Source organism: Shewanella sp. SM20, assembly GCF_025654545.1.
GTDB classification, from domain to species: Bacteria; Pseudomonadota; Gammaproteobacteria; order Enterobacterales; family Shewanellaceae; genus Shewanella; species Shewanella oncorhynchi.
Genome location: NZ_JAKKRK010000024.1, coordinates 60,137 through 72,814 on the forward strand (window position 1 = coordinate 60,137; position 12,678 = coordinate 72,814).

Below are 12,678 nucleotides of genomic sequence, written 5' to 3' on the forward strand. Positions count from 1 at the left end.
ATCAGGGCTTATCAAATAAGTAAGGTTATTGACTCTGATGAATGCCATACCAAAGTTGGCCTAGGGCGATGCCGCCATCATTGATGGGTATCTGTTTACTGGATAACACTTTATTTCCTTGGGCGCTGAGCTTGCTCAGGCAGTATTCCAATAGATATTTATTTTGAAATACGCCACCGCAGAGCACGGTTGGGAGGTGTTGATACTGGGCAGCATAATCACAGATAGCATCACCTAATGTGTGTAGAAAGGCGCGGGCGATGGCATAGCATCTATTGTCTGTTAGCGGTTGTGCTGTAATCAATTCAACAATTTGCTTGAACATCTCACTGCTGCGCCACTGGTCGATGTCAAGAGGTAAGTTAAGCGAAATGACTTCAAGGGCTAATGCATCGGCGCGATTGGCCGCGGCTTCTATCGACATGCCCGCTTGACCTTCAAACAGTGTGGTTTCGATTAAGCCTAAGGCGCAGGCGAGGGCATCGAACAGTCGTCCGACAGAGGAGGTTTTTATCGCACTGCCGTTCTGCCAGATCTTATGTAAGTTAGTCAGAGTGTTTGGGCGCATGTTGTTTAATATAGGTAATTGCAATGCGAGTACAGCATCGAGACTCATTTGCTCGAATAATAATGCCAGTAACAACCTCACGGGTTGCTTAATGGCTTGCTCGCCGCCTAGCAGGGCTATAGGCTCAAAGTGCGCCAGTCGCTGCGCTTTATCGAGCGTAGTTAATAGCACTTCACCGCCCCATAAACTGCCATCGTCGCCAAGCCCAGTACCGTCAAAACTAAAGCCCAATACGGGATCTCGATATTGATTAACCGCCATTACGCTGAGCACATGGGCATGGTGGTGTTGCACCGATAAACATTGATTTTGACGGGTATCGCTGAGTTTTACACTCGAGTTTGAGTGCATTTCAGCCCAGCGTGAAGGGGCATAATCTGGGTGTTTATCGCAAATAATAAGATTTGGCGTAAAGTGATACAACCGAGCAAAAGTGGCTAAGGTGCGCTCAAAATACTGCTCGGCGCTGACACTGAACAGGTCGCCAATATGGGGACTTAAAAACACATTATTGCCAAAGCCTAAGGCGATGGCATTTTTTTGCTGTGCGCCCACGGCCAAAATCGATTGGGTCAGCGGTATCTCTAAGGGGAAACTTAACGGTGCATAGCCGCGGGCGAGGCGCAATACTTGCACCTCTGCGGAGGAATCAAGTTGCGGCTGGATCACTTGCACCACACTGTCATCACAGCCATTAATAATCGGCCGATTATGATCGACTATCGCATCCACCACATGGCTTAAGTGACTAATAAGCTCATCACAATCAGTGATGATAGGTTCACCGGAAACATTGGCGCTGGTTGCAACTAATGGCCCTTTGAAGAGACCTAATAGCAAATGATGTAGCGGTGTGTAGGGTAAAAATACCCCGAGTTTATTCAGATTGGGGGCGACAGCTAAGCTGAGATCATGTTCGGCTCGGCTGCTCATCAGCACTATGGGCCTTTCCTGCGAACTCAGCACTCGCCACTCGGCATCCGTCCCTGTGACATAGTGCTGCGCCATGGTGATATCCGCCATCATCACCGCTAGCGGCTTGGCTTGGCGCTGTTTTCGCAGCCGGAGTGCGTTGACGGCATTGTCACTTCGGGCATCACAGATTAAGTGAAATCCACCCAATCCTTTAATTGCCAGAATCTGCCCTTGGCGTAATCTGTCAGCCGCTGCTGTCAGTACCGCAAGGTCCGTACTCAATTCAGGTGTGCTGACATTTGAGGAACTGGGAAGGATGTATTCCCCTTGCGGTGTTTTTAAACTGAGTCTGGGGCCACAGGCGGGGCAGCTCACGGGCTGGGCATGGTAGCGGCGGTCGAGTGGGTTTTGATATTCTTTGGCGCACTCGGGACACATGTCAAAATCGGCCATGGCGGTGTTGTGTCTATCATAGGGTAAAGCATTGATAATCGTGTATCGAGGGCCACAGTTAGTGCAGTTGGTAAAGGCATAGCCAAAGTGGCGATCATCAGGATTATGCATGTCGTTCATGCAGTCTTGGCAGGTACTTTTATCTGCCGATACCGCCACCAGTGCACCTATCGGTGAACTTGGGTCATCGTCCTCATGGCTGTCGCTTTTTATAATCTCAAACGTGGTTTCGCTTAATAAAATCGGCAGTGGTATTTGACTGATATTGTCGATACGGGCAAGTGGCGGTGGAGTGGTATTGAGTACAGTGATAAAGCGAGTGAGGTTTTCATCATTACCTTGCAGCTCAATGGTCACGCCCTTGGCATTGTTGAGCACAGTGCCCGTCAGTTGAAACTCAAGGGCATAACGATAGACAAAGGGGCGAAATCCCACCCCTTGTACTATGCCAGTGACGTGCAGCTGACAACGCTTTAACGTGGCTCCTTTGTGGACAAGGTATTCCAATGCCAGCCTTCGTTTTATCTGCAGGTCACAGTGCTTTTTGTGGCGACTATTGTGCCTATGTGGCTTCATACGTTGTGACTTAACTTTTGGCCTCCTAATCATGGGCATTCAGTTGGCGCTGCTTAACGTAAAGTGCCCCAACGACTAAGTTATCGCCGTCTAAATCTAGGCTGCGATTGACCACTAAGGGGAAGTTTTTGCCTAAGCGTAAGCTGATGCGTTTGCACAGGGTTTCATTGATTAATTCATTGCCCGCTAAGGCTATATTGTGCACGCCGATATTTAAATCGATATGCTCGATCCAGTTAGATAAATAGTCCGCCAGCGAGTCTTGCATCGCAAAGGCGAGCTGACTCGGATCGTCATTACCTGCAATACGAAAACTTAAGACAGTGCCTAAGGTTTTACACCAATTTAGGCTGCGGTGGGCTTCACCTTTGGTCAGCGGATAATCGATACGCGGTGCATTAGCACCGTGGTAGCGCATGGCGGCGGCCATGAGTGCATCGCTTAGCCTTGCTTGGCTTTGAGTCTCTTCTTGGGTATTGAGGCCAATTAATATGGCTGCAATCGCCCACAGGCTTTGTAAGTTGTCCCGTCTGCCGTGAAGCTTTAGGCTTAAAAGTTTTAGGTAATCTTCGGGAAACAGGCTCTTAAATTTTTGCGCTACGGCTTTTTGTGGACTGCTGTCCAGTTGATGGAAGATTTCGTAACCGTTATCGGGCAGCTCGGGCAGGGCGAAGAAAAGTTCAGTGTCGCCCTTATTATCGCAGGTGACAATTTGACTGGCGTGGGTATGGCTTAAGTAAATGACCGCAGCATTTTTTGCCTGTTTATGACTGGTAAACTTACCGTTGAGCAGCGCACTGAATAGCGCTGCGTCTGCAAGGGTGTGATTTTCTGTGTTGACTGTATTTTGATTATTATCGCTTAGCATACTGGTGCAATGAATATCACTGTCTTCACTTGACGGTACTTGAGTCAATACTGCCACACTCAGTTCGCCTTGGTGCGATCGTGAACGTTTCGCCGCTTGCCATTGGGCTTGATAACCGTGAAAACTGACTTTTTCCCTTAAGGGTTCTGGAGCGATAAAGTGCTTGGTTTGAACCTGTGTAGAGCTTAAATCGTGACTGGCGATTTGTGCCCAAGCACCATCGACCCACGCTAGCTTCGGCCTATTATGCGGCCCTTTAATGTAAACCCAATCGACCCCTTTTTGTCGTAATACTTCCCCGAGCACTAAGATCACTCGGCTGTAGGCAAAGCAAATGTCGTACAGCGGCGCGCTGAGTTTGTCGTGTTCTTGCGTGGGTCTCGCGCAGATAAGTGGCTTTTCAATACTCGAAAGCGCGAGCACCTGCGCATCGTTCAGACAAAAATGGGCGTTCAGCGTATTGGGATTACAAATTAACAGTTGTGGCCGCTCGCTTAAAGGCTGCTCAAACGGTGTCAGGCTGATTTGCAGATTATCGGCGGCCGCTAATATCAGTGGGCCTTGTGTCAGCAGTCCTTGTGCCATGGCTTTAATATCTGACAAGGTTAACGCTTTTTGTGCGGACGTTAATTGTGTTTCGCCCTTGCAGCAAGGGCAAATTAAATCGAGTGTGCCAAACTTAGCCGACTGATTATCGCCAATCAACGGATAACAATGCTGACAAAAAGGCACTATGGCTTGGTTGGATCCAGACTGTGGAAAGGGCAGTAAGGTTTTACTGCCTTGGGGCTCGTCGATGACTTTAATACTAGAGTCAATCAACCAAGCGGAAATCAAAAAGTCCGCGGCAATGGCATCGGCCAATTGTTCTAGTTGGTTTTGCTCGCCCTGAGCTTCAATAAAATAGCTTTGAGGGCCAAAGTCATGTTGGCCAGCACTATATTGACCTGAGCTATGTTGACCATCACAGCCTATGCTGATATTTAGCTCATCGTAATTTAGATATTGATTACATAAATGCGTGTACAAAGGCACCTGACGTGAGCAGGTAAAATCAAATCTGATGTTTTTCATCTTCTATATACTTTCACCAGTAGTAACGCCACGTTTATAAGAGTCAGGGATCAGCGAGTCGATACTATGCTCGGCAACACGCGTCGCAGTGAACCCAAGGGAGGCTAAGTGGGATAACAAGCTTGATTCCATTAAAGGTACCGCGGCGGCGACTTTAGGGGTCAAGCCTAGCACCATAGGTTCGAGCACGGTTGGGGTGACGCCCAGCACAAAGGTCTTAGGTCTGTCGCCAACCATTTCCATCATATTGAGGGTTTGCAGCATTTCGACTTCATGGGCGCTGCCTTGCCAGTCGATTTCCTTCGGCGCTTTATCAAAATCGAAGAAATAGACTTCGCCCGCTTCTACGCCATTGGCATTAACTGTATCGACCACGATTAAATAATCGTATTGGCAAATAATAGGGATAAGTCCCTGAGCCAAGGTGCCGCCATCGAGCAGCGTTAGCTGGTGGGACTCATGGGTAAACTGATAATTATCAGCTATATAATTGACAAAATGTACGCCGATGCCTTCATCGGCGTACAGGACATTGCCAATACCGAGTAGCAATATCTTCATTGGACTCCTAGTGGTGTGAGTCTGGCTTTGGGTAGTCATAGCCAGAGACAATCGAGTCAACTGAGTTATGTTTGAAGCGTATCCCTGACCAAACCGCCATATAGACGTGGATAACCACAAAGATAACAAATGCCCAAGTGAGGTAGTGATGCCAAATCCTAACTTGTGCTAGCCCACCCATTTGTGCCGTGATCCAAGCGGCGCTGCCCCAAAGCATGCCACCTAAACCTTGGTGATACACATTGGCGTACAACACCAGACCCGTTATACATATCACAAGAGCGACCAGTGAGATTGCTACATAAGTCACAAATTGCAGCGGTCCATAGACACCGGCTTTATGTAAGTGCCCCATCCATAAGTAAGATTTCAGTTGAGTGATCCAGCTTTTTACGCTCATGACATCGCGAAATGAGCGCCGCTCAATGTCGCTTCGGCTGAAAAAATACAGGTAGAAGCGGACTAAGGTGATTGCGGTTAGTACAAAACCGCAAATCAGATGAGCGAAGCGGATCCAGCCTTGTACGAGTACGTCCGTACTTTCAGGCGCCACCAGAAACGGCCAAGCAATATAGAATCCGGTGATCACTAGCACCAGAATTGACAGTGCTCTGAGCCAGTGAAAAATCCGTATTGCCGGACTAAAAATCAGTGTCCGAATGCGGGTTGCAGAATGGTTCATTTTGCGTTCCCTCCCTCGATTATTGACCATTGGGACTGACACGGAACTCGCTCAATGCTTGGCCTTTGAAATCCATTACGTGTACAGAACACGCCATGCAAGGGTCAAATGAGTGAATAATACGTATCACCTCAAGGGGCTTAGTAGGATCTTCCAGTTTCAAGCCAATTAAAGAGGCTTCATAGGGACCCATTTTACCGTTGGCATCCACAGGACCTGCGTTCCAGGTCGTTGGTACGACGGCTTGATAGTTCTCAATCACTCCATTTTTAATGCGGATCCAGTGGCTTAACATGCCGCGTGGCGCCTCGATCATGGCGTGACCTACATACTCTTTATTTGGATCAATATTGGGTTTTACATAGGTAGATTCATCGGACTGGATATTCGTCAACAGCGCATCAAAGGTTTTTAACCCTTCTTGGGCGACGATGACTGTCTGTAACATACGGGCTGCAGTGCGACCTAAAGTGGTAAATAGAGCCGCTACGGGTAGACCTGTGCGAGCGAGCAGGCCATTGACCGAATCCACGACCACCTTGTTACCGCGGGCATAACTCACCAATAGGCAGGCGAGTGGACCCACTTCGACAGGTTCACCTTGATAACGAGGAGATTTCACCCATGAGTATTTGCCATCACCATCCAGTGTTGGCAATTTGCCGTAGACAGTGTCGCGTTCAACAAAACCCGTGTAATTAGGAATCGTTGTACCGTCATAGGGATGTTGCGGTGCATCGGCGCTATACCAAGCGTGGCTGACGTCTTCGGCAATCAGATCTGGATTCACATCACTGACGCCAGCAAGGTCGCCATTCATGATCACGCCTTGATTAAACATGTATTCGCCATTGGCTAACACAAAGTCATCGGTCGCCATGAAGTTTTTCACGTTTACGCCGCCCAACACGCTAGGCTCAGTACCAAAGGCTTCGGCCGCCATCACGATATCTGCTTGATAGGCACGCAGGATAAAGTCAGTCACGGTCGCATGTTTTTGCTTCCATTCCTGCAGGCGAGCAGGGCTGAGCATGTCGCGCACCGAAGTCACACCACCGACAACAACGGATTGTGGATGTGGTGATTTTCCACCAAAAATGGCTAGCATTTCTGCCGCAACACGTTGTACTTCAAGCGCTTTAAGGTAGTGAGATAGCGCGATAAGGTTTTGCTCTGGGGTAAATTTATAGGTGCCGTTGCCCCAATAAGCGTTGGCAAATGGACCTAATTTTCCCGTTTCGACAAAGCCTTTAACTCTTTCTTGTACCGCTTTTAAATCACCTTCACCCGCCGCTATGGGATGGTCTGTGTATTTCAGGGCAACTTGTGCCGCTTTAGCAGGATCGGCGCTCAGTGCAGAAACCACATCAACCCAATCTAAGCCGTGTAGATGGTAGAAATGCACAATATGGTCATGCATGTATAAAGAGGTTTGCATTAATGAACGTAAGTATCTCGCGTTCAATGGAATTTGAATTCCTAGCGCATTTTCAACCGCTTCAGTACCGCAGCGGTAGTGGGAATAGGTACATACGCCACAGATACGTTGCACAATAAGGCCAACATCCATAGGCGTGCGGCCTTTGAGAATGACTTCAATACCGCGCCAAAGTGTGGAGGATGACCAAGCCTTGTTGATGACGTTATTTTCATCAACTTCGACTTCGATACGTAAGTGACCCTCGATACGTGTGATAGGGTCGATAACAACGCGCTTGCTCATGGGTTATTCCTCCAGCGGTTTGGCAAAAATACTGGCAACGGCATGGGCTCCAATGCCCACCACAGTCGCGCCTAAAATCACCGCACCAATAGTATCTGCGGTCGCATCCAATCCATGGAGGAGTTGACGGCCAAGGGGTTTTTCAAAGTCAGCCATATCGTCCCAGAAGTTAGGTTCTGAGCAACCCATACAACCGTGTCCAGCGAGTACTGGCCAGCTAGTGTGATGGTTAAAGCGCTCGGTTGGGCAGTTGTTGTAGGTGTAAGGGCCTTTACAACCGACTTTATAAAGGCAGTAACCTTCTTTCGCACCGTGATCGCCAAATTCTTCAACGAATTCACCGGCATCGAAGCGGCCGCGGCGTTCACAGTTATCGTGTACTCGTGCGCCGTAAGCCCATTTAGGTCTATTAAACATATCCAGCGCAGGTAATTTCCCGAACATGATGAAGTACATCAAAGTGCCGACTATGTTCTTTTCACTCGGTGGGCAACCGCCTAAGTTAATCACGGGTTTACTGACCACTTCATGCACGCCTTTAGCCCCCGTTGGGTTTGGATAAGCGGCTTGCACCCCACCAAACGCCGCACAAGTGCCAACAGAGATAATCGCGGCGGCGCCTTCTGCAGCATGCTTGATGATTTCTAACCCTGTGTGGCCTTTACAACCCACAGTTAAGAAACTGCCGTTATTTGCAGTCGGAATCGCCCCTTCAACGGCCAGTAAATAGCGGCCCTTGTAAGTTTCGAGTGCATGTTCGAGGTTTTCTTCGGCTTGCCAACCCGCTGCAGCCATTAAGGTTTCGTGATATTCCAAGGAAATATGATCGAAAATCAGTGAGTCTAGATTGGGGGTATCGGTACGAATTAAAGATTCGGAGCAGCCAGTACATTCGGCCATATGTAACCAGATTAAGGGTACACGATCGGCTAATTCGGCAGCTTCGGCTACTAAGTTACTAAAGGGGAGGGGTAATGCGAGCATGCTCGTCACCATGGCACTCCACTTCATAAAATCACGGCGACTAATGCCGTGCTGTTGCATTTTCTCAATCAGCGATTGTTGTTGACGGGGAGCGAATTGGCGTAACGCATCTAAGCGCGCCTTTCCCTGTTCATATAGGGCTGCATGTGTGTCCATGGGTCAACCTTTTTTGTTATTTAAATGTAAATTGGTAAGGGTTTACATAATTGACAGTGTCAGTTTAGGCCGTTGGAGTGTAAAGATTATTGATGTATATCAAGAATTTTTAAGAGATGTGACCGAACTGATTTTGACATTTAATTAACATGACGCAGATCTAATTTCACTTTTTCTAATGGGACAAAATGTCTCACATTTGCCATTTTGGATGAAATCGGTCACTTAATCAGCACTCATGTAATTAAGGCGATGCTGATAACTATGGTTCATTCGCGTGGTGAGTAGGTTAATTAAACTTATATAAGCTTGTTTAAGAAAACCTTAAGATTCAGTTAATAGATTCGAACGTAATCGTTAATGCGGAATATGCTATGAAGAAAATATTATTGTTACTCAGTTTATTGGCCGCAGGCGTACAAGCCGCGCCATCGCTGGACTATCAAGTGTTTAACGCGCAAAACCAAGCTGTTTCCCTGAGTGAGTTTAAAGGCAAAGTCGTCTATGTCGATTTTTGGGCATCCTGGTGTGGCCCTTGCCGTAAATCGTTTCCTTGGATGAATGAAATACAAAAAAAGTATCAAGATCAGGGATTAGCTGTTGTGGCAATCAACCTAGATACAGATAACGAGTTAGCCCAGGAATTCTTAAAACAAGTCCCTGCCAATTTTTCAGTGCGTTTTAACCCCGAAGGTGATGTCGCTCGCAGTTTCGATTTGCTGGGCATGCCGAGCAGTTTTATGTTCAATCGTCAAGGTCAGTTAGTACAGCAACATGTTGGCTTTTATGCCGATAAAACCGCTGAATACGAGCAAGAGCTCGTCAATTTACTGAAGGAGTAATTTATGCTTAAACCCGCATTAGTCGCAGTAACGCTCATCATAGGTTTGAGTGGATGTTCAAGTTTAGGAGTGCAGCCGTGGGAGAAAGGCCAGTTGGCCCGCAGCGATATGGCGCTCGACAGTGAAAAGCTCGATCTTGCACTCGATGATCATATTTATTTTAGTAAAGAAGGTAGTAGCGGCGGTCGTGCATTTGCCGGTGGCGGATGTGGCTGTAACTAAACTCTCCGTTGGTGTTATTTGCCTTTAGATGTTACGAAGAAATGTAACGCACAGATGTAATGAACAGACGTACTAAAACAAATGTGACGAGCAGATGTTCTAAAATCTGGGGCGAAATCCCGCGGTATTGAATAGATTGAAGTGACCTACAGGTGTTGTCAGCTATGACCCAAAAAAAGAACCAAATAAATACAAGACAATCGAAGCAGATAGCGGGTGCTCTCGCATTAGCCAGTTGTGGACTGTTTGCAACAAGTGGCCATGCGACTGAATTATCTAAAAAAGCTGACGACTGGAAGATCGATGCTGCGTTAATGTATTACGGTGAGCAAGATAGAGTACAAGCCATCGAAGCCATAGGCACAGCGCAAAAAGCCTTTGGCGATGATAGTGTGCTGGATCTCAAACTCGTGGTTGACAGTCTAACGGGACCTTCAGCATCGGGCGCTGTGGCCCAAAGTACCAGCCAAACGTTTACTCGACCATCTGGTAATGGTCAATATCATGTTTCAGCGGGGGAAACGCCGTTAGATGACACCTTTCACGATACTCGCGTACAAGCCAATGTCGGTTGGAGTGAAGTGCTAACACCAGATTGGAAACTCAATGTTGGCGCATATGGTTCGAAAGAGTTTGATTATATGTCAATGGGCATCAATGCCGGAATTGAGCGAGGGTTTAATAAAGACAACACCACTTTATTTTTAGGTACGGCTTATAGTTTCGATGTGGTTGACCCCGTTGGCGGTCGTCCGGTGGATTTATCTTCGATGGTCATTCGCGATAACTTCACCAGTGAGGAAGCTTATCGAAGCGCATTCGATGCGACTCGTCAAGGTGGCAGTGATAATAAGCAGACCGCGGATGTGATGTTAGGTATCACCCAAGTGCTTAGTCAGCGCTGGTTGTTGCAGGCCAATTACGGCTTGTCGAGTGTGAATGGCTATTTAACGGATCCCTACAAGGTGCTCAGTGTGGTGGATAACAACGGCATTACTCAGGATTTATTGTATGAGAGCCGCCCCGATTCGCGCTTGAAGCACAGTTTTTACGTGATGACCAAAGGCGCATTAGATGCGGGTGTGGTGGATTTTTCCTACCGTTATAATACCGATGACTGGGACCTCACATCGCATACCTTAGAAACCCACTATCGGTATTACTTTACCGGCAACTTCTATGGACAATTACATCTGCGCTATTACCAACAAACTGCGGCTAACTTCTATCAACCTTTCTTGATGGCGGATACGCCACTGCCAGAGTTTGCCAGTGCTGATTATCGTATCGGTGATATGTCGGCTTATACGATTGGGGTTAAATTTGGCCATAGATTATCGGGCGGTCATGAAATGTCGTATCGCTTAGAGTATTACCAACAGGATCCGAAAAATAACGGCGCTACGATTCCTAGAGAGCTGCAAAACTTCGATCTATTTCCGACTCAGAAGGCAATTACAGCACAGTTTAGTTATTCTTTTTAATACGAAATAATGCTACTGGCTCAGATAGCAAGGCGTTAAACTGTATGGGTAGCTTAGCTACCCATACTCAATTTACCCCTGAACTTATTCAATCGGAATCCCAGTGGGATGCCATGTGAAGAGGTGATTTATGATGTCGACATCATCCCTAAAGACCGCACCTTATTCGTTGCAGCGCCGTGATTGGGGTTATGTGGGCGAATTTAGGGCCATGGCGAGTCCCTGTGAAATACTCATTGGGTGCGATCAATTTGATATTGCAGACGATATGTTGGATATGGCTGTCACTGAGGCGCTGCGTATCGAACATAAATACAGTCGCTTTATCGCGCAGAATTGTCTGTACCAATTAAACCATGCCAATGGTCATAAGCAGCTTATCGATGAAGAAACCTGGCAGTTATTGGCTTTTGCTAAACAATGTTTTCAGCTCAGTGATGGACTCTTTGATATTTCTGCTGGGCCGTTAATGGAACTGTGGCGCTTTGATCCCAAAGCCCAATTGCCCGAACATGGCCGCATACTTGCCGCGAAAGACTTAGTGGGGTTTGAGCGCATCGAGTTTGATTCGCGCCATATTGAGATGCCAACAGGTATGAAATTGGATTTTGGTGGTATCGCAAAAGAATATGCGGTCGACAGAGTCGCCTATGAGTTAGCCGAATGTTATCCAGACATTCCAGTGTTAGTGAATTTTGGCGGTGATATCGCTTGTCCCGTGTCTAAAGTGACGCCATGGCAAGTGGGAATTGAAGATCCACGACACCTTGACCACGCTGCGAGTGTACTGGCGATTAGTCAGGGTGCATTAGCGACCAGTGGCGATACGCGGCGATTTTTTGAAGTCGATGGAAAGCGTTACGGCCATATTGTCGACCCACGCACTGGCTATCCCGTTATCCATGCGCCGCGCTCTGTGACTGTGTTAGGGCCAAACTGCGTGACTGCAGGTATGCTCGCCACTATGGCTATGCTGCAGGGGCGAGACGCGGAAGATTTTTTACAGCAACAAGATGTTAAGTTCAGTATTTTCCGTTAGGGCTCAGTTAAGGACATTGAATGCGTATTATGTTGGTTGAAGACAATGAGTTATTAGCCCAAGGGATTTGCTTAAGTTTGGCAAAGCTGGGCATGCAAGTTGATCACCTTAATAGTTATCAGCAAGCCTTGCTGGGGGTTAAAAATGAAAGCTTCAGTGCCATAGTGCTCGATCTGGGATTGCCTGACGGTAATGGTAAAGAGTTACTTAAAGCTTGGCGCCAGCAGGGAGTGTCAATTCCCACAATAGTTCTGACCGCTAATACGGATTTTGACACTAAGCTCTGAAGAATCCCCTGATGATTTACAAATAAATCATCAAATTAGAGTGGAAGCGCATCTTGTTGCATGATCAAATGGTTTCGCTAAAAACTACACTTGGACAACAAGATGCGCGAAGCCAATATCCTACAACATTCTTTACACCAATACTGCCCAGAACTTCACCTAAAACGATTAAACAGCTTGATGCTGGCCTCTAAGGCACTGATTGAATGTAAGACACTGACCTTGACTGAGTTAGGTCGAAATT

The 12,678-nt window shown here is 47.3% G+C and carries 10 protein-coding genes and 2 pseudogenes; 6 read left to right on the forward strand and 6 right to left on the reverse strand.

All coding sequences use genetic code 11. The annotated features are described in order from the left end of the window. Positions 1-25: 25 nt before the first annotated feature. From hypF to hyaA, 6 genes are read right to left on the reverse strand one after another with little or no spacing between them, the layout of a single operon-like run. Positions 26-2,545, reverse strand: coding sequence for a carbamoyltransferase HypF (hypF, locus tag L5M18_RS11755; protein ID WP_411569174.1), 2,520 nt, complete (start codon positions 2,543-2,545; stop codon positions 26-28). Then, positions 2,538-4,454 carry a NiFe hydrogenase gene (locus L5M18_RS11760; protein WP_263197054.1) on the reverse strand — a complete coding sequence of 639 codons (1,917 nt, stop codon included), beginning with the start codon at positions 4,452-4,454 and terminating at the stop codon, positions 2,538-2,540. Before L5M18_RS11760 ends, hypF begins: the two co-directional genes overlap by 8 nt. 3 nt (positions 4,455-4,457) lie before the next feature. Beyond that, positions 4,458-5,015, reverse strand: a complete 558-nt coding sequence (locus tag L5M18_RS11765) for a HyaD/HybD family hydrogenase maturation endopeptidase (RefSeq protein ID WP_105252281.1) — start codon at positions 5,013-5,015, stop codon at positions 4,458-4,460. A gap of 7 nt (positions 5,016-5,022) precedes the next feature. Next, positions 5,023-5,697, reverse strand: a complete 675-nt coding sequence (cybH, locus tag L5M18_RS11770; protein WP_028760178.1) for a Ni/Fe-hydrogenase, b-type cytochrome subunit — start codon at positions 5,695-5,697, stop codon at positions 5,023-5,025. A gap of 19 nt (positions 5,698-5,716) precedes the next feature. Then, a complete protein-coding gene (gene hyaB / locus L5M18_RS11775) occupies positions 5,717-7,420 on the reverse strand; it encodes a nickel-dependent hydrogenase large subunit (protein WP_028760177.1) in 1,704 nt (567 codons plus the stop codon). 3 nt (positions 7,421-7,423) lie between these two features. Next, positions 7,424-8,560, reverse strand: a complete 1,137-nt coding sequence (gene hyaA, locus L5M18_RS11780; protein ID WP_028760176.1) for a nickel-dependent hydrogenase small subunit — start codon at positions 8,558-8,560, stop codon at positions 7,424-7,426. A gap of 374 nt (positions 8,561-8,934) precedes the next feature. Between hyaA and L5M18_RS11785 the strand changes: the two genes are divergently transcribed. The 6 genes and pseudogenes from L5M18_RS11785 to L5M18_RS11810 form a co-directional block, all read left to right on the forward strand. Further along, positions 8,935-9,402: a TlpA disulfide reductase family protein gene (locus L5M18_RS11785; protein WP_263197056.1), complete on the forward strand. Its 468-nt coding sequence runs from the start codon at positions 8,935-8,937 to the stop codon at positions 9,400-9,402. 3 nt (positions 9,403-9,405) lie between these two features. After that, entirely contained in the window at positions 9,406-9,624 is a 219-nt protein-coding gene (locus L5M18_RS11790) for a DUF4266 domain-containing protein (protein WP_028760174.1), read from the forward strand. A gap of 164 nt (positions 9,625-9,788) precedes the next feature. After that, positions 9,789-11,108: a DUF3570 domain-containing protein gene (locus L5M18_RS11795; RefSeq protein WP_263197057.1), complete on the forward strand. Its 1,320-nt coding sequence runs from the start codon at positions 9,789-9,791 to the stop codon at positions 11,106-11,108. 130 nt (positions 11,109-11,238) lie between these two features. Beyond that, on the forward strand, positions 11,239-12,147 hold the full coding sequence (locus tag L5M18_RS11800) for an FAD:protein FMN transferase (protein WP_219250500.1): 909 nt from the start codon (positions 11,239-11,241) through the stop codon (positions 12,145-12,147). 20 nt (positions 12,148-12,167) lie between these two features. Then, a pseudogene (locus tag L5M18_RS11805) lies at positions 12,168-12,431 on the forward strand (response regulator); the annotation flags it as partial. Between the two features lie 105 nt (positions 12,432-12,536). Continuing rightward, positions 12,537-12,678, forward strand: a pseudogene (locus L5M18_RS11810) (IS4 family transposase); the annotation flags it as partial.

What these genes read in the sequence shown, in the direction of transcription:
- hyaB (WP_028760177.1), bottom strand. Translation starts at nt 7,420, where the DNA reads ATGAGCAAGCGCGTTGTTATCGACCCTATCACACGTATCGAGGGTCAC.
- hypF (WP_411569174.1), bottom strand. Translation starts at nt 2,545, where the DNA reads ATGATTAGGAGGCCAAAAGTTAAGTCACAACGTATGAAGCCACATAGG.
- hyaA (WP_028760176.1), bottom strand. Translation starts at nt 8,560, where the DNA reads ATGGACACACATGCAGCCCTATATGAACAGGGAAAGGCGCGCTTAGAT.
- L5M18_RS11760 (WP_263197054.1), bottom strand. Translation starts at nt 4,454, where the DNA reads ATGAAAAACATCAGATTTGATTTTACCTGCTCACGTCAGGTGCCTTTG.
- L5M18_RS11765 (WP_105252281.1), bottom strand. Translation starts at nt 5,015, where the DNA reads ATGAAGATATTGCTACTCGGTATTGGCAATGTCCTGTACGCCGATGAA.
- L5M18_RS11795 (WP_263197057.1), top strand. Translation starts at nt 9,789, where the DNA reads ATGACCCAAAAAAAGAACCAAATAAATACAAGACAATCGAAGCAGATA.
- L5M18_RS11800 (WP_219250500.1), top strand. Translation starts at nt 11,239, where the DNA reads ATGATGTCGACATCATCCCTAAAGACCGCACCTTATTCGTTGCAGCGC.
- cybH (WP_028760178.1), bottom strand. Translation starts at nt 5,697, where the DNA reads ATGAACCATTCTGCAACCCGCATTCGGACACTGATTTTTAGTCCGGCA.
- L5M18_RS11785 (WP_263197056.1), top strand. Translation starts at nt 8,935, where the DNA reads ATGAAGAAAATATTATTGTTACTCAGTTTATTGGCCGCAGGCGTACAA.
- L5M18_RS11790 (WP_028760174.1), top strand. Translation starts at nt 9,406, where the DNA reads ATGCTTAAACCCGCATTAGTCGCAGTAACGCTCATCATAGGTTTGAGT.